This window comes from Micromonospora sp. DT231, assembly GCF_049847025.1.
Taxonomy (GTDB): domain Bacteria; phylum Actinomycetota; class Actinomycetes; order Mycobacteriales; family Micromonosporaceae; genus Micromonospora.
On the sequence record NZ_JBNCNO010000017.1, the window covers coordinates 37,290 to 57,753 of the forward strand.

24 protein-coding genes are annotated in these 20,464 nt (G+C 72.4%); 14 read left to right on the plus strand and 10 right to left on the minus strand.

From position 1 onward, the window contains the following. Positions 1–97 precede the first annotated feature (97 nt). The 6 genes from ACPXBU_RS30915 to ACPXBU_RS30940 form a co-directional block, all read right to left on the minus strand. Positions 98–1,285 (minus strand): NAD(P)/FAD-dependent oxidoreductase, encoded by a 1,188-nt coding sequence (locus ACPXBU_RS30915; protein WP_425760911.1) that lies wholly within the window; start codon positions 1,283–1,285, stop codon positions 98–100. An 82-nt stretch (positions 1,286–1,367) separates the two neighbouring features. Next, complete coding sequence (locus ACPXBU_RS30920) at positions 1,368–2,312, minus strand: RNA polymerase sigma-70 factor (protein WP_425760912.1); 945 nt, start codon at positions 2,310–2,312, stop codon at positions 1,368–1,370. A 10-nt stretch (positions 2,313–2,322) separates the two neighbouring features. Next, entirely contained in the window at positions 2,323–3,558 is a 1,236-nt protein-coding gene (locus tag ACPXBU_RS30925; protein WP_425760913.1) for an MFS transporter, read from the minus strand. 74 nt (positions 3,559–3,632) lie between these two features. After that, positions 3,633–4,112, minus strand: coding sequence for a hypothetical protein (locus ACPXBU_RS30930; protein WP_425760914.1), 480 nt, complete (start codon positions 4,110–4,112; stop codon positions 3,633–3,635). A 3-nt stretch (positions 4,113–4,115) separates the two neighbouring features. Further along, entirely contained in the window at positions 4,116–4,574 is a 459-nt protein-coding gene (locus ACPXBU_RS30935) for a GNAT family N-acetyltransferase (protein ID WP_425760915.1), read from the minus strand. A gap of 23 nt (positions 4,575–4,597) precedes the next feature. Then, positions 4,598–5,224 carry a TetR/AcrR family transcriptional regulator gene (locus ACPXBU_RS30940; protein WP_425760916.1) on the minus strand — a complete coding sequence of 209 codons (627 nt, stop codon included), beginning with the start codon at positions 5,222–5,224 and terminating at the stop codon, positions 4,598–4,600. A gap of 101 nt (positions 5,225–5,325) precedes the next feature. Here ACPXBU_RS30940 and ACPXBU_RS30945 point away from each other — a divergent pair, with 101 nt between their 5' ends. The 6 genes from ACPXBU_RS30945 (at position 5,326) to ACPXBU_RS30970 (ending at position 9,942) form a co-directional block, all read left to right on the plus strand. Next, on the plus strand, positions 5,326–6,345 hold the full coding sequence (locus ACPXBU_RS30945) for an aldo/keto reductase (RefSeq protein WP_425760917.1): 1,020 nt from the start codon (positions 5,326–5,328) through the stop codon (positions 6,343–6,345). Positions 6,346–6,386: 41 nt separating this feature from the next. Next, positions 6,387–6,512: a hypothetical protein gene (locus ACPXBU_RS30950; protein WP_425760918.1), complete on the plus strand. Its 126-nt coding sequence runs from the start codon at positions 6,387–6,389 to the stop codon at positions 6,510–6,512. A 41-nt stretch (positions 6,513–6,553) separates the two neighbouring features. After that, positions 6,554–7,348: a class I SAM-dependent methyltransferase gene (locus ACPXBU_RS30955; RefSeq protein WP_425760919.1), complete on the plus strand. Its 795-nt coding sequence runs from the start codon at positions 6,554–6,556 to the stop codon at positions 7,346–7,348. Positions 7,349–7,633: 285 nt separating this feature from the next. After that, positions 7,634–7,903, plus strand: coding sequence for a hypothetical protein (locus tag ACPXBU_RS30960; protein WP_425760920.1), 270 nt, complete (start codon positions 7,634–7,636; stop codon positions 7,901–7,903). After that, the gene (locus ACPXBU_RS30965; RefSeq protein WP_425760921.1) at positions 7,903–8,943 is read left to right on the plus strand and encodes a hypothetical protein; all 1,041 of its coding nucleotides are present in this window, start codon (positions 7,903–7,905) and stop codon (positions 8,941–8,943) included. Before ACPXBU_RS30960 ends, ACPXBU_RS30965 begins: the two co-directional genes overlap by 1 nt. A gap of 69 nt (positions 8,944–9,012) precedes the next feature. Continuing rightward, entirely contained in the window at positions 9,013–9,942 is a 930-nt protein-coding gene (locus tag ACPXBU_RS30970; RefSeq protein WP_393364154.1) for an LLM class F420-dependent oxidoreductase, read from the plus strand. Between the two features lie 32 nt (positions 9,943–9,974). On the opposite strand, the gene ACPXBU_RS30975 is transcribed toward ACPXBU_RS30970, so the two are convergent. Further along, on the minus strand, positions 9,975–10,412 hold the full coding sequence (locus ACPXBU_RS30975) for a hypothetical protein (RefSeq protein ID WP_425760922.1): 438 nt from the start codon (positions 10,410–10,412) through the stop codon (positions 9,975–9,977). A gap of 179 nt (positions 10,413–10,591) precedes the next feature. Between ACPXBU_RS30975 and ACPXBU_RS30980 the strand changes: the two genes are divergently transcribed. Further along, entirely contained in the window at positions 10,592–11,284 is a 693-nt protein-coding gene (locus ACPXBU_RS30980) for a hypothetical protein (protein WP_425760923.1), read from the plus strand. Beyond that, positions 11,281–12,564 (plus strand): FAD-binding protein, encoded by a 1,284-nt coding sequence (locus tag ACPXBU_RS30985; protein WP_425760924.1) that lies wholly within the window; start codon positions 11,281–11,283, stop codon positions 12,562–12,564. The genes ACPXBU_RS30980 and ACPXBU_RS30985 overlap by 4 nt, the downstream gene beginning before the upstream one ends. Before the next feature lie 114 nt (positions 12,565–12,678). Here the strand turns inward: ACPXBU_RS30985 and ACPXBU_RS30990 are convergent, their stop codons facing one another. After that, positions 12,679–13,827, minus strand: coding sequence for a site-2 protease family protein (locus tag ACPXBU_RS30990; RefSeq protein WP_425760925.1), 1,149 nt, complete (start codon positions 13,825–13,827; stop codon positions 12,679–12,681). A 126-nt stretch (positions 13,828–13,953) separates the two neighbouring features. Between ACPXBU_RS30990 and ACPXBU_RS30995 the strand changes: the two genes are divergently transcribed. Beyond that, positions 13,954–14,235, plus strand: a complete 282-nt coding sequence (locus tag ACPXBU_RS30995; protein WP_393364141.1) for a hypothetical protein — start codon at positions 13,954–13,956, stop codon at positions 14,233–14,235. After that, positions 14,232–14,642: a type II toxin-antitoxin system VapC family toxin gene (locus ACPXBU_RS31000; protein ID WP_425760926.1), complete on the plus strand. Its 411-nt coding sequence runs from the start codon at positions 14,232–14,234 to the stop codon at positions 14,640–14,642. Before ACPXBU_RS30995 ends, ACPXBU_RS31000 begins: the two co-directional genes overlap by 4 nt. Before the next feature lie 13 nt (positions 14,643–14,655). On the opposite strand, the gene ACPXBU_RS31005 is transcribed toward ACPXBU_RS31000, so the two are convergent. Next, the gene (locus ACPXBU_RS31005; RefSeq protein ID WP_393364132.1) at positions 14,656–15,510 is read right to left on the minus strand and encodes an alpha/beta hydrolase; all 855 of its coding nucleotides are present in this window, start codon (positions 15,508–15,510) and stop codon (positions 14,656–14,658) included. Positions 15,511–15,713: 203 nt separating this feature from the next. Here ACPXBU_RS31005 and ACPXBU_RS31010 point away from each other — a divergent pair, with 203 nt between their 5' ends. From ACPXBU_RS31010 to ACPXBU_RS31025, 4 genes are all read left to right on the plus strand, one after another. Then, the gene (locus tag ACPXBU_RS31010) at positions 15,714–16,613 is read left to right on the plus strand and encodes an ABC transporter ATP-binding protein (RefSeq protein ID WP_393364129.1); all 900 of its coding nucleotides are present in this window, start codon (positions 15,714–15,716) and stop codon (positions 16,611–16,613) included. Between the two features lies 1 nt (position 16,614). Then, complete coding sequence (locus tag ACPXBU_RS31015; RefSeq protein ID WP_425760927.1) at positions 16,615–17,415, plus strand: ABC transporter permease; 801 nt, start codon at positions 16,615–16,617, stop codon at positions 17,413–17,415. 193 nt (positions 17,416–17,608) lie between these two features. Continuing rightward, positions 17,609–18,739, plus strand: a complete 1,131-nt coding sequence (locus ACPXBU_RS31020) for a sensor histidine kinase (protein ID WP_393364123.1) — start codon at positions 17,609–17,611, stop codon at positions 18,737–18,739. Further along, positions 18,736–19,380: a response regulator gene (locus ACPXBU_RS31025; RefSeq protein WP_425760928.1), complete on the plus strand. Its 645-nt coding sequence runs from the start codon at positions 18,736–18,738 to the stop codon at positions 19,378–19,380. The genes ACPXBU_RS31020 and ACPXBU_RS31025 overlap by 4 nt, the downstream gene beginning before the upstream one ends. A 10-nt stretch (positions 19,381–19,390) precedes the next feature. Here the strand turns inward: ACPXBU_RS31025 and ACPXBU_RS31030 are convergent, their stop codons facing one another. Next, on the minus strand, positions 19,391–20,299 hold the full coding sequence (locus ACPXBU_RS31030; protein WP_425760929.1) for a L,D-transpeptidase: 909 nt from the start codon (positions 20,297–20,299) through the stop codon (positions 19,391–19,393). Positions 20,300–20,464 lie beyond the last annotated feature (165 nt).

Here is a 20,464-nt window from a genome sequence, read left to right on the forward strand (position 1 = left end):
CACGAGTCCTCCTCGGGTGGCACGGGCGTGGGCTCCGGTTTCAGCATGACGAACGAGTCAAGCAGGTCGATCCTCGTCCTCCGGAGAGTCACCCGGGTCACGACGTCGTCGCGAGGGTCTCCGTCCGGGTCACGACGATGCGGTGGCGGCGTACCGGGTACAGGATCGGGCGGGAGACGCTCCACGCCGCGCCCGCGCAGACGACCTCCTTGTAGCGGGCCGCCAACGCGCCCCTGAGCAGGGCGGGCCGGGCCCGGTCGTCGGCTGTCACGTACTGGATGATGCCGTCGCGGCGGCCGAGGCTGATGCACTGGTTGAAATAGCGCAGCGGCGCCTTCGGGATCTTCGTCCGACCGGTCAGCCGGGTGGCGATGGCGTCGGCGGCCTGCCAGGCCATCGGGGTCCCCGAGGCGCAGGACATCCGCAGCGGTTTCCCGCCCGGCCCCTCGGCGATTGCGGCGTCGCCGACGGCGTACACGTCGGGGTGGGAGACCGACCGCATCGTGGAGTCGACGACGATCTGCCCGGTGTCCGCGACAGTCAACGTCGTGGCGGCGGCGATGGGGTGCACGGCGAAGCCGCCCGTCCAGACGGTCACCTCGGCCGGGATCACCCGTCCGTCGTCGGTGACCGCGCCGGTGGCGTCGACCCGGGCGATGTCGGTGTGCTCGTGGACGGTGATGCCGAGCCGGTCGCAGACCCCGCGCAGGTGCTGCCGCGCCCTCTCGGTGAGCCAGTCGCCGAGAGCGCCCCGGGCGGCGAGCGCGACGGCAAGGTCCGGGCGGACCTCCGCGATCTCGGTGACCGCCTCGAGGCCGGTGAGACCGCCGCCGACGACGAGCACCGTTGCGCCGCCCGTGAGGTGGGCCAGGCGGTCGCGCAACCGCAGCGCCGACGGCCTGCCGGCGATGTCGTACGCGTGCTCGGCGACGCCGGGGACGCCATGGTCCGCGCTGGTGCTGCCCAGGGCGTAGACGAGCGTGTCGTACGCGATCTCGTCGGCGCCGTGCCCGGCGGCGAGCGCGACGGTCCGGCGCTCCACGTCGACCTCGGTGACCCGGGCCACCCGGACCTCGACTCCGGTGCCCGCGTAGACGTCGGCGAGCGGTCGACGCTTGAGGTGCTGCCCGGTGGCGAGTTGGTGCATGCGGACCCGCTCGACGAAGTCGTCCTCGGCGTTGACGATGGTGATCCGCGTGTCGTCGGGGTGCAGCCGCCTGGCGAGACGCCCGGCGGCGATGGCGCCGGCGTATCCGGCCCCGAGGACGACGATCCGGTGCTTCATGGTGGCACTCCTGTCTCGGTGAGGGTCGCTTCCTGAACCGGACAGCGACCCGATTCCTGACAGGAGTCGGCTGAGAGCTGGGTCACCAGACGCGCAGCAGGGGTTCCCCGTGCGCGGAGGTGGACCAGTGGCGGGTGGCGCGTACGAGCTTGTCGGGGTTGACCTGGATGTGCAGGGCCGCGACGCCGTCGGACGTCACCTTCAGCGACATGACCCCGACGACCTGTTCGTCGAGCACGACCACGAGCGCCGGAGCGCCGTTGACGACCTCGGCGTAGAGGGCGGGGCTGCCGCCCACGATGTCCCGCTTGGCGTCGCTGGGCGCGAACAGGCCCCGCAGGAACCTGGCCACCGCCAGCCCGCCGACGACAGGTGTGGTCCGCGCCGGGATCTTGCCGCCGCCGTCGCCGATGCTCGTCGCGTCGTCGGTGAGGAGCGTGACCAGTCGCTGCGTCTCGCCGTTGGCGGCCGCAGCGAGGAACTCCTCGACGATCCTGCGCGCGGTGGCGCCGTCGACCTGGGCGCGGGCGCGGTCACCGGCGACGTGTTGCCTGGCCCGCCGGTAGATCTGCTGACAGTTCGACTCGCTGACGCCGAGGATGTCGGCGATCTCCGTGTGTGCGTAGCCGAAGGCCTCGCGGAGCACGTACGCCACGCGCTCCTTGGCCGACAGCCGCTCCAACAGGGTGAGCACCGCCATCGAGACCGAATCGCGCTGCTCGGCGGTGTCGAGCGGGCCGAGCATCCGGTCCCCGGCCAGCACCGGTTCGGGCAGCCAGGTGCCCACGTAGGTCTCGCGCCGGGCCCGCGCCGAGGTGAGCTGGTTGAGGCACACGTTGGTGAGGGCCTTCGTCAGCCACGCCTCGGGCGTCTCGACCCGCTGCCGGTCGGCGGCCTGCCAGCGCAGGAACGTGTCCTGGACCGCGTCCTCGGCGTCACTCGCCGAGCCCAGCAGCCGATAGGCGATCGCCTCCAGGCGAGCCCTGGCGCGTTCGAAGAGCTCGACCTCGTCCGGACTGAGCGGCATGGCTCGATAGTTAACCACGCCCGCGGGGCCGGTCGACCTCGCTGGCGGGAAACCGCGACCAGCGTGGGTGATCACGCGCGGGTGCCCGGCGAGACGTCGTCGGCCGGCGGGCGAGCGTGGCGGCCACCGCCGTCAGACAGATCACGACGGCGGCGACGAGCGGTGGGCGACCGCCGAGGTGGACGGCCGCCGAGCCGAGGGGGATGGCCAGCACCAGTGGGCCGAACATCGCGGTGTTCGCCGTCGCGGAGACGCGGCCCAGCAGCGCCGACGGTGTGTGCGTCTGCACGGCCGTCACCGCGGCGACCAGGGTCCAGGGCAGGCCGACACCGGCGACCACCGCCCCGGCGACCGTGACCGGCCACCAGGGCACGCCACGCGCCAGGCAACCGACAGCGAACAGCACGGTCCCGGCGACGCCGACAGCACCCGGACCCCGGCCGGCCAGGAGTCTGCCGACGAGCAGGCCGCCGATGATGGAACCGGCGCCCTGGGCGCCGGTCAGCACGCCCAGGAACGTCGTCGGGAGGCGGAGTTCGGTGGTCACGATCGTGTAGATCGCCGCGGTCGTGAAGCCGGACATGGCGATCGACACGGCGGCGAGCACGACCGGCACACCCGTGGCCCGCTGTCCGAACAGGACCGACAAACCGGTACGCAGGTCGGGGCGTCGCTGCGGCGGCGGGACCTGTGGCGTCCGGTTGAGGCGCACCATCGCGTACAGGATGGCGACCAGGACCGGCATGGCCGCGCTGAGGACGACGACCGCGTGGCCACCGTGCCAGGCGTAGAGGCCCGCTCCGGCCAGGGGAGCGACGAGCTTCATGCCCTCCTGTGCGCTTGAGCGCCACCCGTTGACGTCGCCGAGTTGGGTGGGGGACAGCGCGGACGGCAGCAGCGCCGTCTCCCCCGCGTCGATGAGCACGTAGCTGACGCCGTAGACCGATGAGACGGCGAAGATGAGCCACGTCTGGCCGGGCCCGCGCACCGCGAAGAGGGCCAGCAGGGCGGCGGCCAACACGAGGTTGACCGCGATGACGAGCGGTCGTCGGGGTGCGGTGTCGAGCAGGCCGCCCAGCCACGGGCCGGCGAGCACCGGGGCGTACACACACAGCCCGGTGAGGGCCGCGAGGCCGGTGGAGCCGGTCAGGTCCAGGGTCCAGATGCCGGCCACCAGGGACATGGCGCTGCTGCCGAAGCCGGACAGCAGGGAGATCGCCACGAACAGTCCAGCGTTGCGCCGCACGAGCCCTCCAGGTTGAGTCGGGACGACTCATCCTTTGGCCTTGAGGCGCGTCCGCGCAAGGGTGACGGCCTGCGTCAACGTGGCATTGACAACGCGGCGTCGATCTTCGCCGTGGCGGCTCGGGCGGGTGCCGGCAGCCGGTCGCCCGCTTCGGCGAGGTCGGCGACGAGGGGCTGGGCCAGCGCGTACAGCGACCCCGGGGTGGCGTCCAGGGCGGCGTCCACGGTGCTGCGTACGAGCGCCGCTCGACGGAAGCGTGTGTTCCACAGTCGGTCCGCGGCGATCCATCGATCGAGATCAGCAACGGCGGCCCGCAGCGCGGCGATCTGTGCCGGGTAGCGCAGGTCGCGGTGCTGCTGCCGGGACCTGCGGGCCGCCACCAGGCGCTGCCGGCGCTGCTCGGCGGCCTGCCGGCTGCCGAGACCCAACGCCCGCGCCACCTGCGCCCACGTCGCGCCGTCGTGCCGCGCCCGGTCGATCAGGTCCAGCTCCCGCTCGTCCAGGCGGGCACGGGCGACCTGGACCTCCGCCAACTGCGCCAGCTCCGACGTCACCTGTCAACGATACGTTGACAGCGGCAGCGGTGCGCGCACCATGAACACGTCCACCGGATCCTCGGCCACGAGCGTGAATCCGTGCCGCTCGTACAGCCGCCTTGCCGGACTGCCCCGCAACACGTTCAGCCGGACCAGGATGCCGTCGCTGTCGCACCGGTGCAGCAGCTCGCGCAGCACGGCCGTGCCGATGCCGCTGCCCTGCAGGTGCGGGGACAGGTAGAAGTGCTCCAGCCAGTGGGCGTCGTCCGCCGGGCGCAGCGCCACGCAGCCGGCGAACGCGCCACCCACCTCGACAACCCAGGTGTACGCCGGAGCGAAGCCGTCCCGCAGGCGCTGCCGCACGCGCGTGTCGTCGTACCGCCCGAGCCGCTCCAGATCCGCCCGCAGCACCACGGCCCGCAGCTCGGCCACGGCGTCGACGTCCGCCACCGAGGCCGGCCGTAGTTCCCACTCCACCATGATCACCACGCTATCGCCGGGCCCTACGGGAGGCGCAGCCCGGCGACGAGGAAACCGACCATCCGGCGCGCGTCGTAGCGGGGGTCGGCCGCGCCGATGCAGAGATTGCCGACACCACGCAGCAACTCGAAGGCGTTCACGTCGGGGCGGATGTCGGCCGCCGTGGCGGCGGCGTCGAGCAGGTGGGCGCACACGGGGACGAGCCGGTCGATGAAGTAGGCGTGCAGGGACTCGAAGGCCGCGTTGTCGGACTGCAGCGCCTCGGCGAGGCCGTGCTTCGTGACCAGGAAGTCGACGAAGAGGTCGATCCACTGCGCCAGGGCGGCGTACGGGCTGCCGCTGGTGGCCAGCAGGGCCGGGCCGGCCTGGGCGCACGCCTCGACCTGGTGTCGGTAGACGGCGACGATGAGGTCGGCGCGCGTCGGGAAGTGGCGGTAGATCGTCCCGACACCGACGCCGGCCCTGGTGGCGATGTCCCGCACGGGCGCGTCCACGCCGGAGCTGACGAAGGCCGCGGCGGCGGCGTCCAGCAGGGTCGCCTCGTTGCGCCGGGCGTCGGCCCGCTTCCGGGGGGTGGGTTGTCCTTCCCCGCTGTCGTCGTCGGCCACCGCGCCGTTACCTCCACCACTCGACTTGGCAAACGGAACCATGTTCCGTATCTTTGTTAGCGGAACATGGTTCCGTTTGCTCAGCATGACAGAGCGGCGGGGCCGGAGCCAAGCCACGTTGTCGTCGCAGGAAGGGAACGGTCATGCGATACCGCACTCTGGGTCACACCGGCGTCCAGGTCAGCACTCTTGTGCTGGGCGCCATGAACTTCGGCAAGCTGGGAGGAACCACCCAGGAAGAGGTCACCGCGATTGTCGACGTCGCCCTGGACGGGGGAGTCAACCTCATCGACACCGCCGACGTGTACGGCCAGGGCGAATCCGAGGAGATGGTCGGCAGGGCCATCGCCGGTCGCCGGGACGACATCGTGCTGGCGACCAAGGCGGGCCTGCCGATGGGCGACGAGCGCAACCGTCGGGGCGGCTCCCGCCGCTGGCTGGTCACCGCGTTGGACAACAGCCTGCGCCGCCTCGGCGTCGACCATGTCGATCTCTACCAGATCCACAGGTGGGACCCGAGCACGAGTGACGAGGAGACCCTGTCGACACTGACCGACCTGCAGCGGGCCGGCAAGATCCGCTACTTCGGGTCGTCGACGTTTCCCGCGTACCGCATCGTGCAGGCCGAGTGGGCCGCCCGGGAGAACCACCTGAGCCGTTACGTCACCGAGCAGCCCAGCTACTCCATCCTGCAACGCGGGGTCGAGACCCACGTCCTGCCGGTGACCGAGCAGTACGGGCTCGGCGTGCTCGCGTGGAGCCCGCTCGCCTCGGGCTGGCTGTCCGGCGCGATCCGCGAGGGCCGGGAGGTCACCACCAACCGATCGGCCTTCATGCCGCAGCGCTTCGACACCACCATTCCGGCCAACCGGGCCAAGCTCGACGCCGTCGAGAAGCTGGCCACGGTGGCCGACCAGGCCGGCCTCACCATGATCCAGCTCGCGCTGGGATTCGTCACCGCGCACCCCGCCGTGACCAGCGCGATCATCGGCCCCCGCACCATGGACCACCTGCACACCCAGCTCGCCGCCGCGGACACCGTGCTCTCGGCCGACGTGCTCGACGCGATCGACGCGATCGTGGCGCCCGGCGTCGACCTCGCCGCACACGAGAAGTCCGACACCCCGCCCGCCCTGCTCGACGCGGCACGCCGACGTCGCTGAACCGCGAGTACGCGTCGGCGCGGATCCCGCGGTACTGGGTGGTGGACCGGGACGGCGCGCAGACGGTCACCCTGCATCGGCTGGGCGGGGACGGCGGCTACGAGGAGCGGGCCCGGATGCCGTTGGCGTGGCTGCTCCAGACGGCGCCCACCGACCACCTCGACTGAAACTCGCCGCCGACCGGCAGCGCTCGTCGTATCGTTCCGGGATGACGCACCCGGTGTGGGCGGACGGTGACGCGTACGAGGCGTACGTCGGTCGGTGGAGTCGCCTCGTCGCGGCGGAGTTCCTGCGCGGGCTGGACGTGGTGGCCGGGCGGCAGTGGCTTGATGTGGGCAGCGGCACCGGCGTGCTGACCTCGACGATCCTCGCCGACGCCGCACCCGCTCGGGTCACCGGCGTCGACCCCTCGGCGGGTTTCGTCGCGACCGCGCGGACCCGGGTCGCCGACGCGCGGGCCACCTTCCAGGTGGGCGACGCCCGCGCGCTGCCGGTGGGTGACCGCACCGCGGACGTGGTGGTGAGCGGCTTGACGCTCAACTTCGTGCCGGAGCCGGCGCGGGCGGTGGCGGAGTTCGCCCGGGTGGTCCGGCCGGCGGGGACGGTAGCCGCCTACATCTGGGACTACGCCGACGGCATGGCGATGATGCGGCACTTCTGGGCCGCCGCCGCGCAGCTCGATCCGGCTGCGGCGACGCTCGACGAGGAGAGCCGTGGCAGCGTGTGGCGGCCCGAGGCGTTGCGGGCGCTCTGGGAGGACGCCGGGCTGGGCGAGGTGTCCGTCCGGCCGGTCGACGTGCCGACGGTGTTCGCCGACTTCGCCGACTACTGGATGCCGTTCCTCGGTGGACAGGGCACGGCGCCGGCGTACGTCAGGACGTTTACCGGACCGGCCCGGGAGGCGCTGCGGCAGGCGCTGCTGGCCCGTCTTCCGGTCGAACCGGACGGCTCGATCCACCTCGGCGCGCGAGCCTGGGCCGTGCGGGGTGTCGCGGCGCAATAGCAACCACGACTCACGTTTCCGCAGGTCAGTGGGGGTCTGTGTCGTGCACCGGACAAGACGGTAGGGCCTTCGGCGGAGCACTGTTGGGGCAGGTGCCGACTCCGCTGGGGGCGCCACAGCGGGTTCGTCCTCACCGGGACAAGGACGTCATCACCGCCGACGCCGCCGCATGGCCGCGTCGCTTGGCCGGTGTTCCGCCTTCCCTCTCGCACCTGTGTGCGTCCCGTCGGTCCGGCGTCGCCCAGCGCGCCCGGACCCGGCGGTCTAGCTCAGAGAGGCACCTCCATGGCCGCTCCCACCGTAACCGCAAGCCTGAACGCGTCGGCCTTCCCGCCCGGCGCCCAGATGCTGCTGACCGTCACCTACTCCGACGCCGACACCAAGCCGTTGACCGTCACCATCGTGGTCACCGACGCGCAGGGCAACAGCAGCGCGCCCGTCAAGGTCACCGCGGTCATCGACCCGCTCACCCTGACCGTCACCGACAACTCCGGGCGTACCTGGACCCAGGTCTCCGACAACGGCTCGGTCGCCGTCTACCGGGCGGTGGCGTGATGCCCCGCGTCACCGTTCAGGTGCGCGACGCCGCCGGTAACACCGCGACGGCCAGCGCCGACTACACAGTGGGTGGCCAGCCGATACTCGGCGGCTACTACCTTTCCGGAGGTGCCGACCCCACCGCCGACATGGCCGGCGGCAACTTCCGCTCGCTGACCCAGTACCGCAGCTTCGCCGACGGCTACATCTTCCCCGGCTACAACCGGCCCTGGCTGATCACCCTGGGCCGGGCGGGGATCCAGATGAACATGGTCCTGGAGCTGAAGCACTACGGCGCCCCGGACACCGGCCCGCAGACCTTCACCGTGGACGGCACCACCTACACGGTGCCCGCGCCGTCGATGACGATCCAGCAGCGCCCCGGCACCACCTGGCCGAAGGCGTACGGGTACAGCCAGGTCGTCAGCGGTCAGTGCGACGGGTTGTTCGCCCGCGCTCTGTCGCAGTACCGGACGCTCGGCTTCGGCGTGAACATCCAACTCGCGTCCGAACTGGACACCGACCACGAGTTCGGCACCACCGAAAGCGGTGTCGGGTACACCTGGGCGCAGTCCGATGCCCGCGCGCTGCAGGCGCTCAACTACATGCTCACCTGGTTCAAGACGCGGACACTGCCCGGCGGCACGACCTTCTCGGTCGGGATCGGCGGCTTCGACCGGGCCTGCTTCCAGCGCATCCACCCGGAGTCGCTGATGACCCGGCTGGACTTCCTGCAGTGGAACGTCTACGGCACCAACGCCAGCCACACCGCGCTGGCCCGGTTCCGCCGTACCAAGGACTGGGCGGTGGCCGACCTCGGCCCGGTGGCGCTGTCCCGTCCGGTGCTCGTCGCCGAGTGGGGGGTGCGGGTGGCCGAGATACCCAACCAGGCCGCCTGGATCGCCACCGTGCCGGCGGCCATCGCCCAGCTCAACGCCGAGCGCGGACCGCTGTTCGCCCAGACGAACTACTTCAACTCCGGTTGGGGGACGCTGACGCCGAAGGAGACCGGGCTGGCCGCGCTGCGCTCGGCCTACTCCACCCCGCCGTACGCCTGAGTCCACGACCGGTGGCCCGGTCGGTGCGACCACCGACCGGGTCCCACCGGGAAACCCTATGCTCGGATCATGGAACTGCGGATCTTCACCGAACCTCAGCAGGGCGCCACCTACGACCAGTTGCTCGCTGTCGCCCGCTGCGCGGAGGACGCCGGCTACGGCGCGTTCTTCCGGTCCGACCACTACCTCAGGATGGGTGACGGGACGGGGATGCCCGGCCCCACCGACGCGTGGACCACGCTTGCCGGTCTGGCCCGAGACACCAGTCGGATCCGGCTCGGTACGTTGATGACCGCGGCCACCTTCCGGCTGCCCGGCCCGCTGGCGATCACCGTGGCGCAGGTCGACCAGATGAGCGGCGGTCGGGTGGAGTTGGGTATCGGCACCGGCTGGTACGCCGAGGAGCACAGCGCGTACGGCATTCCGTTCCCGCCGCTGGGCGAGCGGTTCGACAGGTTGGAGGAGCAGCTCGCGGTGATCACCGGGCTGTGGGCCACGCCGCCGGGGGAGCGGTACGAGTACGCCGGTCGCTACTACCCGGTCCGGGACTCACCCGCGCTGCCGAAGCCCGTGCAGCAGCCGCGCCCACCGATCCTGCTCGGCGGGATGGGCCCGAAGCGCACCCCCGCGCTGGCCGCCCGCTACGCCGACGAGTTCAACCTGCCGTTCGCCTCGGTGCCCGACACGGCGGCGCAGTTCGACCGGGTCCGCGCCGCGTGCGCGCAGATCGACCGGGACCCGGCCGAGCTGGTCTGGTCCAACGCTCTGGTGCTCTGCTGCGGGCGCGACGACGCCGAGGTGGCGCGTCGGGCCGCCGCGATCGGCCGCGATCCGGACGAGCTGCGGGCCAACGGCCTGGCCGGGACGCCCAGCGAGGTCGTGGACACCATCGGCCGGTACGCGGAGATCGGCAGCGAGCGGCTCTACCTCCAGGTGCTGGACCTCGGCGACCTGGCGCACCTCGAACTCGTCGCCAACGAGGTCATGGCGAAGCTCTGAGCCAACGGGCCGCCGTGGGGTGCTGCAGGTGGTCAGGCGCGGCGGTGGGCGCCCACGCCCGACCCGGACGCGTGCGGGTCTCCCAGCACGGTGTCCAGCCGCCCGTCCCGGTCACTGTCCACATAGGTGATGTCGGGTATCCCGTCGCCGTCGACGTCGATCTGGACGACGTCGGCGACGCCGTCGCCGTCGAGGTCGGTGACCACCTCCACCGAGCCGTCCAGGTGCCGGGTCACGATCGACTGTGGCCCGGTGCCGGGAGCGCGCGGTGCCGGGCCGGGTGCCGGCACCGGCGTCGGGGCCGGCGCGGGCGACGGGGTGGGTCGGGGACCGGGAGTGGGCGCCGGATGGCTGGGCAACCCGCCTGCCGACGGCGCGCCTGCCTGCTCGACGCCGCTGCCGGTCGGGTCCAGTTCCTCCTCGGAGGGGAACACGTCGCCCCGTGGGGCCGGATCACGGTAGCTGCTCATGGGCGTAGGGTTCCCCGGCGATGACGAGAACAACCGTGCCCGATCGACCGGTGTCCCCGGTGGGCGGTTTGGCGGAAGATGCTGGAACCGACGCGACGGTCATGAACGGGGGTCCGAGCGTGGAATTGCGCCGGAATCGGGGGGCCCGTGCGCTCGCTCTGGTGTGCGTACTCGGTGGAATGCTCCTGTTGGTCTATCCCAGCCACGGCGCGCCGCTACGGATGATCATCGCCGGGGGTGCCGTCGCGCTCGGCGTGGTGGCGCTGGTCAGCGCGCTGCGACCGTTCCGGTTCGGGATCGGCGCCGAAGGGCTCACCATCCGACGGCCCGGCCTGCGTCGCGACATCCGGTGGGCCGACGTCGACGCGTTGGTCCTCGACGAGCCGTCCCGCCGCGACGGCTACCGGCGACCGCCGCGACTGCTGCTGGTGCCCGTGCCGGGGGTGTCGCTGGAGCCGGTGACCGCCCGTCACCCGCTCGACGGCCGCCCCGCCATCGAGTTGCTCGTCCTCGACCAGGTCCGCGAACAGCCCGATCAGGTGTCCGCCGCGCTCACGACGTACGCCGGTGACCGTTTCGTCGACCTGCTGGCGCTGCGCCGAGCCGCCTTCGCCGACCCGGACCTGCCAGTAGGCCTGCGTGGCTACCAGATGGACCGGGTCGACAGGTTGATCCGACGCGGCCAGGACGCCCTGCTGTCCGAGGACGCGTCGACCCGGCAGGCGGCTCGGGGTGAGATCGAACGTGCCAGCGCGGCAGGTCTGCCGATCGCCCAACGTGGCTACAACACGTTCCAGACGGATACGGTTCTGGACGCCCTCGTCGCCGCGTTGGCCGACCACCCGTCCACCGATCGGGAGACCGCTACATGATCGCGCACGGACAGCACGACACTCCGACGACCGCGGCCGACGTCCCGCGCCGCAACTGGGCCGGCAACGTGCGGTACGCCGCTCGGGCGTTCCACCGACCGACCTCCACCGACGACCTGCGCCGACTGGTCGCCGGCAGCACCCGGATCCGGGCGGTGGGCAGCGGGCACTCCTTCAACCGCCTCGGCGACACCGACGGAGACCTGGTCACCCTCGCCGGGCTGCCCCCGATGGTCGAGGTGGACCGCGAGCGCGGGCAGGTCACGGTGAGCGGGGCGATGCGCTACGGCGACCTCGCCCGACACCTGCACACCCAGGGGTACGCGCTGGCCAACCTCGCCTCGCTGCCGCACATCTCGGTGGCCGGCGCGGTGGCCACCGCCACCCACGGTTCCGGTCAGGCGCACGGCAACCTCGCCACCGCGGTCGCCGGTCTGGAGTTGGTCACCGCGGCCGGCGACCTGCTGCGGGTCGACCGCGAGACCGACGCCGACACGTTCGCCGGCATGGTGGTCGGCCTCGGCGCACTCGGCCTGGTCACCCGGGTCACCCTGGACGTCGTGCCGGCCTTCGAGCTGCGCCAGTACGTGTCGCTCGACCTCGACCGGGAGGCGTTGGACGAGGCGCTCGGCTCGGCGTACAGCGTGAGTGTCTTCACCGACTGGCGTACGCCCCGGCTGCGTGAGGTGTGGCGCAAGCAGGCGGTCGACCAGCCGCCGCCGTCGGCGGACTGGCTCGGCACCACCGCCGCCGACCAGCCACGGCACCCGGTGCTCGGGATGCCGCCGGAGAACTGCACCCCGCAGCTCGGCGAGCCGGGCCCGTGGCACGAGCGGCTGCCGCACTTCAAGCTCGGCTTCACCCCGAGCGGCGGCGAGGAGTTGCAGTCCGAATACCACGTGCCGCGGGCGGCGGCAGCCGACGTGCTCGCCGCGCTGGACGAGGTGGCGCACCTGATCGCACCGGTGCTGCTGGTGTGCGAACTGCGGACGGTGGCCGCGGACGAGCTGTGGCTCAGCCCGAACTACCGGCGGGACAGCTTCGTCGTGCACTTCACCTGGATCGACGACACCGCGGCCGTACTGCCGGTGGTGGCGGCGGTGGAGGCACGCCTGGCGCCGTTCGCGCCGCGCCCGCACTGGGGCAAGGTCTTCGTCACCGACCCGGCCGAGCTGGCCGACCGCTACCCGCGCCACGCCGACTTCGCCGCCCTGCTGCCCCGCCTGGACCCGACCGGCAAGTTCCGCACCGCCCCACTAGACCACCACTTCCCCCGCTGAACCCCGCCGCCGCGCCCGGCCCCGCCGCCCGCCCCGCTCCCCGCCCCCCGGGACGGCTGTTGATCATGAGGTTATTGCCACCCGGCCCGGCGTGTCGTGACGATAACCTCATGATCAACGAGGTTGGGTGGGGGTTGTTGGCGGGGTGCGGAGGGTGCTGCGTTGGACCGCTCGGCTGATGTCGCTGGGACTGACGATGCCTACCAACTGACCGTTGGTGACGACCAGGGCTCGGCCGTCGGCGCACTCGCTGAGCCGGGGGAGTAGGTCGTTGAGCTGTTCACCCGGCTGGGCGAGGACCAACTGGTCGGCCCGGCAGGCCACCTCGGCCAGGGTGGTCGACGCTCGCCGCTCGGCGGGCACGCCGCGTACCCGGTCGACGGTGACCAGGCCGGTCGGCCGGCCCTCCTCGGTGAGTGGCAGCGCCGAATGCCGGTAGGCGAACAGGTAGTGGTCGACGAAGTCGGCGACCGTCATCTCCGCCGCGACGGTCTGCGGCTGCGGCGTCATGACGTCGCCCACCCGGACCCCGCGCAGCGCGCTGCCGGTGCGGGCCTGCCGCTCCTCGGTCCCGGCGGCACCGATCAGGAACCAGCCGATCAGGGCCAGCCAGAGCCCACCGAAGCCGACCCCGGACAGGAACTGCCACAGCCCCAGGCCGATCAGCAGGACGCCCAGCACCCAGCCCGCCCGCGCCGCGACCACCGACGCCCTGGTCCGGTCGCCGGTGGCCTTCCACACCGCGGCGCGCAGCAGTCGACCGCCGTCCAGGGGTGCGGCCGGCAGCACGTTGAAGATGGCCAACAGCACGTTGATGCCGGCCAGCCACGCCACCGCCCCGAAGAGCAGCCCGTCCTGCCCGGCCAGCGCGAGCAGCGCGGCGATCGCGCCGAAGAACGCCCCGAGCACCAGGCTGACCAGGGGGCCGACGCCGGCGATCCGCAGCTCCGCGCCCGGGTCGCGCGGCTCGCCCCGCAACTCGGCCACGCCGCCGAAGAGCCACAGCGTGATGCCGTCGACAGTGAGCCCGTTGCGCTTGGCCACCACCGCGTGCGACACCTCGTGGGCGAGCAGGCCGACGAAGAAGACCACCGCCGCGGCCAGACCGGCGAGGATGTACGCCACGGACGAGCGGTCCGGGTACGAGCGGGGGAACTGGTTGGCCGCCAGACCCCACGCGATCAACGCGAAGATGACCAGAACGCTCCAGTTGACGCCGACCGGCACTCCCGCGATCCGACCGAGTCGGAAACTGGCCCTCATCCCTCCGAGATACCCCGGGCGCGCCCGCCCATGTCCGGCCCGACTGAGCCGCGCGTCCGAAGTTCGGGAACGACACGCGACGCTGTCGTCGTCCCTGCCTGAGTATGCAACGAGTAGGGTCAGAGTATGACTCGCCGCATCACCATCAGCCTGCCCGATGACGTGGCCGCGTACGTGGAGCGTACGCAGGGCAATACGTCGGGCTTCATCACCGGGATCCTGCGCCGGAAGATGCGCGCCGACGGCCTTCGCGCCCGGTGGGCACAACTTGGCTACGTGGTGACCGACGAGGACATCGAGCGGACCAGGTCGCACCTTGCCGCACGAGCGCCGATCACCGACGAGCAGCACGCCCGCAACGCCGAGTGGCTGCGCCAGTTCGACCAGGACGGTTCGGCTGCGGCGTGAACGGCCTTGTCCTGGACACGTCGGCCCTCCTCGCCTATGCCTCCGGCACGAGCATCGAGCCGGGGGCGATCCTGACCCTCGCCGAGGAGGACCCGGAGCAGGTGGTCTGGATTCCCGCGCTCTGCCTGGGCCAGGCTCAGTTGGAGGTGGCTGGCACACCAGCGGTCCACCTGCTCGACCTGCTGCTCAGTGAGGAGCGGGACATCAACGTCGCGGTCTACGACGCGCCGACCAGTCGGCGGGTGGCCGGGATCGCCGCGCGGTTCGATGTGCCGCTGGACGTCGCCCACGCCGTGGCGACCGCTGTCCTCTACCGCTGCTGCCTGGTCACCCGTGACCCCAAGCGGGTGGCCCCAGCGGCACCGCCCGATCTGGAGATCCTCGACATCTCGCTGGGCTGGGGCTGATGATCGCTACGCCTCAGCGGCGGGGGCTCTCGCTGGCGATTGTCGCCTCCCGGGGCAGTGCCGCCGCGCGCAGCGCCCAGTCCAGCGCGTAGTCGGCGACCTCCTCCCAGCCGTCCGCGCCGACGGTGAAGTGTGATCGGTCGGGAAACTCCTGGTAGGCGGTGAGCGCCCGGGACTTCTGGTAGAGCGCCGCGTTGGCCCGGACCACCGATGCCGGCACCACGTGGTCCGCTCCGCCGGCCAGCAGCAGCAGGGGCGCGCGGTCGTCGCGTGTGGTGTCGACCCGGGCCGGCGAGCGCGGGTCGACGTTGGCGAAGGCGCCCTCGAAGAACACCCGGCCCGCACCCGGGACGGCGTAGCGCAGCCAGGCCCGGTCGGAGTCCTCGCGGCTCATGGTGTTGCCGAAGGTGTAGGCGAAGTCGTCGGCGGTGAACGGGACGGCCTTGCTCCGGTTGGTGGGGCTGCGCAGGATCGGGAAGCCGGAGCGCAACTGGCTCAGCGGCACCTTCAGCACCCCCTTCACCGCCGCGGGGTGCACCCCGACCACTGCCGCACCGAGACCCCGGTCGGCGAGGACCTGGGCGAACAGGCCGCCGAAGGAGTGGCCCATGATGATCGGTGGTCGCGGGAGCGCCCGGATGATCCTGTCGTAGTGCGCGACGATCGTGGCCATGCTCTGGTCGGCGATGGGTGTGGGATCGTCGCGCAACTGTTCCACGGATCGGTCCATCCCGGGCCAGGCCGGGGCGATGACGTGCATGCCGCGCTCGGTGTACCGCTCCACCCACCGCTGCCAGCTTCGTGGGGTCATCCAGAGTCCGTGGATCAGCACGACCGTGTCGACCTGGCCCTGCGGCGTGGCACCCATCGCGTCCTCCCGGTGTCGCGGCGTCCGGCCCGGCGGTTACCCGCTGCCGCGCCGGGAATTCCTCCCCGCCGGCGATGGACCGTCGACGGCGGCCCGCCCCGCCCCCGCCGTCGTCACCCGTCGATGGCCCCTGACAAATGTCATGGTCGGAACGTGACGACCGCTCCGGGTGGCGAGGTCCGCGTCGCCGGAGCATGAGTGCCATGACCAGTACGCATCCGGCCGTCGAGTTGAACGGCCTCACCAAGACCTTCGGCGCGGTCACCGCGGTCGACGGGCTGAGCCTGCGGGTGCAGCCCGGCGAGGTGGTGGCGTTCCTCGGCCCCAACGGGGCGGGCAAGACCACCACCATCGACATGCTGCTCGGTCTGGCCCGCCCGGACGAGGGCAGCGTCCGGATCCTCGGCGGCGCCCCGGACGACGCGGTGGCCCGAGGTCGGGTCGCCGCCGTGCTCCAGACCGGCGGGCTGCTCAAGGACCTCACCGTCGGCGAGACGGTCGAGATGTGCGCCCACTTCTACCGGCACACCCGCCCGACGGCCGAGGTGCTGGAGCGCGCCGGTATCGCCGACATCGCCGGTCGGGTCGTCGGGCGGTGCTCCGGCGGCCAGCAGCAGCGGCTGCGCTTCGCGCTGGCCCTGTTGCCCGACCCGGATCTGATGGTGCTCGACGAGCCGACCACAGGCATGGACGTCGAGGGTCGGCGGGATTTCTGGCAGGCCCTGCGCCGCGACGCGCGGGCCGGCCGGACCGTCATCTTCGCCACCCACTACCTGGACGAGGCCGACGCGTACGCCGATCGGATCGTGCTTGTCCGACAGGGGCGCATCGTGGCCGACGGCACCACCGCGGAGATCAAGAACCTGGCCGCCGGCCGCACTGTCCGGGCCACCCTGCCCGGTGCCGACCAGGCCGCGCTTGCCGCGCTGCCCGGCGTGGACGCCGTGGAGGTACGCGGGGACAGCGTGCTGGTGCGTACCGGCGACTCGGACGCGATCGCCCGACACCTGCTCACCCGGACCGACGCGCGGGACGTGGAGATCACCTCCCGCAACCTCGAGGACGCCTTCCTCGCCCTGACCACCGCGCACCCCGGAGCCTGAGATGACCACACTCACCCCCACCCCCACCCGTGTCGTCGAGCCGGACCGTCGGCTGCCCGCCCTGGGCGGCTTCGCCCCGGGCGTCCTGCGCATCGAGCTGCGCCGGGTGCTGCGCAACCGCCGCACCCTCGCCTTCACCCTGATCATGCCGGGCGTCTTCTTCCTCATCTTCGGTCTGCCGCAGGGCGGGCAGTCGCTGGACAACGGCCGCCCGGTCACGGCGTACGTCATGATCAGCCTGGCCGTGTACGCGGCAATGGTGGCCACCACGAGCGCGGGCGGGGCGGTCGCCACCGAGCGGGCCCTGGGCTGGAGCCGTCAACTGCGGCTCACCCCGTTGCGCCCGACCGCGTACGTGGCGACGAAGCTGGTCACCGCCATGACCCTCGGCCTGCTCGCCGTCGTCGTCGAGTTTCTGGTGGGCGCCGCGGCCGGTGTGCGCATCCCCCTGTACGTCTGGCTGTTGTCCGGGCTCGCCGCCTGGGTCGGCTCGCTGGTCTTCGCCGCGTTCGGCCTGTTCATCGGCTACCTGGTGCCGGCCGAGAACGTCATGCAGTTCATCGGCCCGATCCTGGCCGTGCTCGCCATGTTCGGCGGGCTGTTCGTCCCGGTCGAGGTGCTGCCGGAGGTGCTCCAGCAGGTCGCGAAGTTCACCCCGGTGTACGGCATGGGGGTGCTGGCCCGCGCCCCGCTGACCGGTGACGGGGTGAGCGTCGCGGCGGTGGTCAACCTCGTCGGCTGGGCGCTGGTCTTCGGTGTCGGTGCGGCCCGACTGTTCCGCCGGGACACCGCGCGGGTCTGATCCCCGCGCGACGGTTAGCGCCTGCTTCATCAGAACTGGCCGGCCTACGGCGGGCCCGGACGACGACCGGCGGCGTTGCGGTTTCGTCCAGATACAACACCGGTATCCGAACGAAACCGCGCCTTGCCGGATCGCCGCCCGGACTCCGCCTCGGCTCGACCGCCCTGACGAAGCAGGCGCTAGCGTGGACCCGATGGACTCCCTGACGGGTCAGCCCCGACCGGTGAGCCGCCGATGGCGGTTCACCGGTTGGCTGCTGGCCGCGGTCTGGCTGTTCTTCCTCAATGTGCCGCTCTCCACCGCACTGCATCAGCCGCAGCCGTGGCGGCGGGTGGTCGGCGTCGCCACCCTGATCGCCTTCGGTCTCGGCTACGTGCTGCTGTTCCAGTGGGCCCGTCAGCTGCGTGAGCACCTCCAACCGATTCCCCCACGCCGGGCGGGGATCGCGCTGACGGGCCTCGTGGTGCTGGGTCTGGCCAGCATCCCGGGCACCGCCGGGGACTGGACGGCCACGCTGGTGTTCGTGGCCGCGTCCGCGGTGTTCCTGCTGTCCGCGGTGCAGGCACTGATCATCGTGGCGCTCTGCGCGCTGATTCCGCTGGTGGGGGCCTGGCTGGTGCCGACCTGGACGGGGGAGAGCACCGTCACCGTCGCGGTGCTGCTCGCCTCGTTCGCCATGTTCGGGGTGTCCCGGCTGGCGCAGCGCAACAGTGAACTCCGGGCCGCCCAGCGGGAGATCGGCCGACTCGCGGTCGCCGAGGAGCGGGCCCGGGCCGCCCGCGACCTGCACGACATTCTCGGGCACTCGCTGACCGTGGTGGCCATCAAGGCCGAGTTGGCGGGCCGACTCATCGAGGTGGACCGTGAGCGCGCCGCCGTCGAGATCGCCGAGGTGGAGGCGTTGGCCCGCGCGGCGCTGTCCGACGTGCGGCAGACGGTCGGGGCGTACCGCGAGGTCACCCTCGCCGCGGAGCTGGCCGGCGCCCGTTCCGCGCTGGCCGCGGCGGGCATCGCGGCGGACCTGCCGGCCGAGGTGCCGGCGCTGCCGGACGAGTGGGACCGGTTGTTCGGCTGGGCGGTGCGGGAAGGGGTGACGAACGTGGTCCGGCACAGCGGGGCGCGGTGCTGCACGGTCCGGGTCCACCCGGACCGGGTCGAGGTGAGCGACGACGGTCGGGGCCCGTCCACTCCCGACGCCAACGGGCACGGGCTCGTCGGCCTGCGTGAGCGGGCGCGGGAGTTGGACGCCGTGGTGAGCGTCGGTCGCCGGCGCGACGGGAGTGGCTTCCTGCTCCGGGTGCACGCCCCGGCGGAGGCCCGGTGAGTGCCTCCGGCGCGGGCCCGGCCCGCCCGATCCGGCTGCTGCTCGCCGACGACCAGGCGCTGGTCCGCGGCGCCCTGGCCGCGCTGCTCTCGCTGGAGGAGGACCTGAGCGTGGTGGCGGAGGTCGGCCGGGGCGACGAGGTGGTGCCCGCGGCCCGCCGCAGCAACCCCGACGTCGCCCTGCTGGACGTGGAGATGCCCGGCCTGGACGGGATCGCCGCCGCCGCCGCGTTGCGGACCGCGCTGCCGACCTGCCGGGTGCTCGTGGTGACCACCTTCGGCCGGCCCGGCTACCTGCGTCGGGCGATGGAGGCCGGCGCGAGCGGCTTCGTGGTCAAGGACACGCCGGCCCGGCAACTCGCCGACGCGGTCCGTCGGGTGCACGCCGGCCTGCGGGTGGTCGACCCCACGCTGGCCGCCGAGACGCTGGCGGCCGGGGTGAGCCCCCTGACCGACCGGGAGACCGAGGTGCTGCGGACCGCCCGCGGCGGTGGCACGGTCGCGGACCTGGCCGGGGCGCTGCACCTGTCCGAGGGGACGGTGCGCAACCACCTGTCGGCGGCGATCGGCAAGACCGGCGCCCGCAACCGGGCCGAGGCGATCCGGGTCGCCGAGCAGAACGGCTGGCTGCTCGGCGAGTGACGGCTGCCGGTCAGGCGGTCGGGGGCGGGGTGGGCAGCTTGTCGACAACCACCACGCTGCTGCCGGGGCGGACCTCGGCGAGCAACTCCCGCTGACCGCTGCGGGTCAGGCGGATGCAGCCGTTCGTGGTGTTCTCACCCAACTCGTCGTCGTCCTGCCAGGTGTGCACCCCGATGTGGGCGCCACGCAGCCCGGCCGGCACCGACTCGGGATCGTCGGGCACCGCGCCGAGGGCGTAGATGTCCACCCCGCCGTAGACCTCCTCGGGCGGCGGGGTGCGGCCCAGGACGAAGGTCCGCCCGAGCGGGGTCTCCTGCCCCGACTGGCCGAGGCTGACCTGCCAGGAACGCACCGCCGTGCCGGCCCGGTACCAGGTGAGCCGGTGGGCCTTGCGTTCCACCACGATCTGGTCGCGCAGCGCCACGGTGTCGAACCCACCGGGCGGCAGCCAGGCGAGCCGCCGGTTGGCCGAGGGCAGCAGGACGGCCGTCCAGCCGGCACGCCGGTCGGCGATCGGCATGGTGAGGTCGACGCCGCTGATCATGGGTTCGAGGAAGGCCCGCGGACGGCCGCCGGGCGCGTCGTACGCGGCGATCCGCCTGGTGGGGTGCACGCCCTCGGTCAGCGGCGTGGTGTCCAGGGCGGCCGGGTCCGTGGGGAAGCCTCCGGGCGCGGGGTCGTAGTCGACGACCGGCAGCCCGGCCGGGGCGGGCGCGGCCGGGGGGATCGACTCGTCGGGGCTCTGCTCCGCGCTGCTCGGCGTCGGGTCGGCGGCCGCGATCCGTCGGTCGGGGGCCGTCGTGCCGGGGGTCAGGGCCTGGCCCACCAGGAGCGCGGCCACCAACAGGGTCGGTACGGCGATGGCGGCGGCCACCCAGGGGCCGCGGCGACGGTACGGGGAGTTTCGGTCAAACGGCACTAAACCACTCTAAGGTGGCGGACGCCGCCGGGCTCCCGGTTCGGCGATACGCGCCGACCGAAGGTCCCGGGCGTGCGCCGAAACGCACGTCAACACGGTTCGGTTCGATCGCGGCCCAGAAATTTTTCCGGACGGATGATCCGCGCGCCCCGCCGGTCCGTACTG

Coding starts and splice junctions, on each gene's coding strand:
- ACPXBU_RS30915 (WP_425760911.1), bottom strand. CDS start 1,285: ATGAAGCACCGGATCGTCGTCCTCGGGGCCGGATACGCCGGCGCCATC.
- ACPXBU_RS30920 (WP_425760912.1), bottom strand. CDS start 2,312: ATGCCGCTCAGTCCGGACGAGGTCGAGCTCTTCGAACGCGCCAGGGCT.
- ACPXBU_RS30935 (WP_425760915.1), bottom strand. CDS start 4,574: ATGGTGGAGTGGGAACTACGGCCGGCCTCGGTGGCGGACGTCGACGCC.
- ACPXBU_RS30940 (WP_425760916.1), bottom strand. CDS start 5,224: ATGGTTCCGTTTGCCAAGTCGAGTGGTGGAGGTAACGGCGCGGTGGCC.
- ACPXBU_RS30945 (WP_425760917.1), top strand. CDS start 5,326: ATGCGATACCGCACTCTGGGTCACACCGGCGTCCAGGTCAGCACTCTT.
- ACPXBU_RS30955 (WP_425760919.1), top strand. CDS start 6,554: ATGACGCACCCGGTGTGGGCGGACGGTGACGCGTACGAGGCGTACGTC.
- ACPXBU_RS30960 (WP_425760920.1), top strand. CDS start 7,634: ATGGCCGCTCCCACCGTAACCGCAAGCCTGAACGCGTCGGCCTTCCCG.
- ACPXBU_RS30965 (WP_425760921.1), top strand. CDS start 7,903: ATGCCCCGCGTCACCGTTCAGGTGCGCGACGCCGCCGGTAACACCGCG.
- ACPXBU_RS30970 (WP_393364154.1), top strand. CDS start 9,013: ATGGAACTGCGGATCTTCACCGAACCTCAGCAGGGCGCCACCTACGAC.
- ACPXBU_RS30975 (WP_425760922.1), bottom strand. CDS start 10,412: ATGAGCAGCTACCGTGATCCGGCCCCACGGGGCGACGTGTTCCCCTCC.
- ACPXBU_RS30980 (WP_425760923.1), top strand. CDS start 10,592: ATGCTCCTGTTGGTCTATCCCAGCCACGGCGCGCCGCTACGGATGATC.
- ACPXBU_RS30985 (WP_425760924.1), top strand. CDS start 11,281: ATGATCGCGCACGGACAGCACGACACTCCGACGACCGCGGCCGACGTC.
- ACPXBU_RS30990 (WP_425760925.1), bottom strand. CDS start 13,827: ATGAGGGCCAGTTTCCGACTCGGTCGGATCGCGGGAGTGCCGGTCGGC.
- ACPXBU_RS30995 (WP_393364141.1), top strand. CDS start 13,954: ATGACTCGCCGCATCACCATCAGCCTGCCCGATGACGTGGCCGCGTAC.
- ACPXBU_RS31005 (WP_393364132.1), bottom strand. CDS start 15,510: ATGGGTGCCACGCCGCAGGGCCAGGTCGACACGGTCGTGCTGATCCAC.
- ACPXBU_RS31010 (WP_393364129.1), top strand. CDS start 15,714: ATGACCAGTACGCATCCGGCCGTCGAGTTGAACGGCCTCACCAAGACC.
- ACPXBU_RS31015 (WP_425760927.1), top strand. CDS start 16,615: ATGACCACACTCACCCCCACCCCCACCCGTGTCGTCGAGCCGGACCGT.
- ACPXBU_RS31020 (WP_393364123.1), top strand. CDS start 17,609: ATGGACTCCCTGACGGGTCAGCCCCGACCGGTGAGCCGCCGATGGCGG.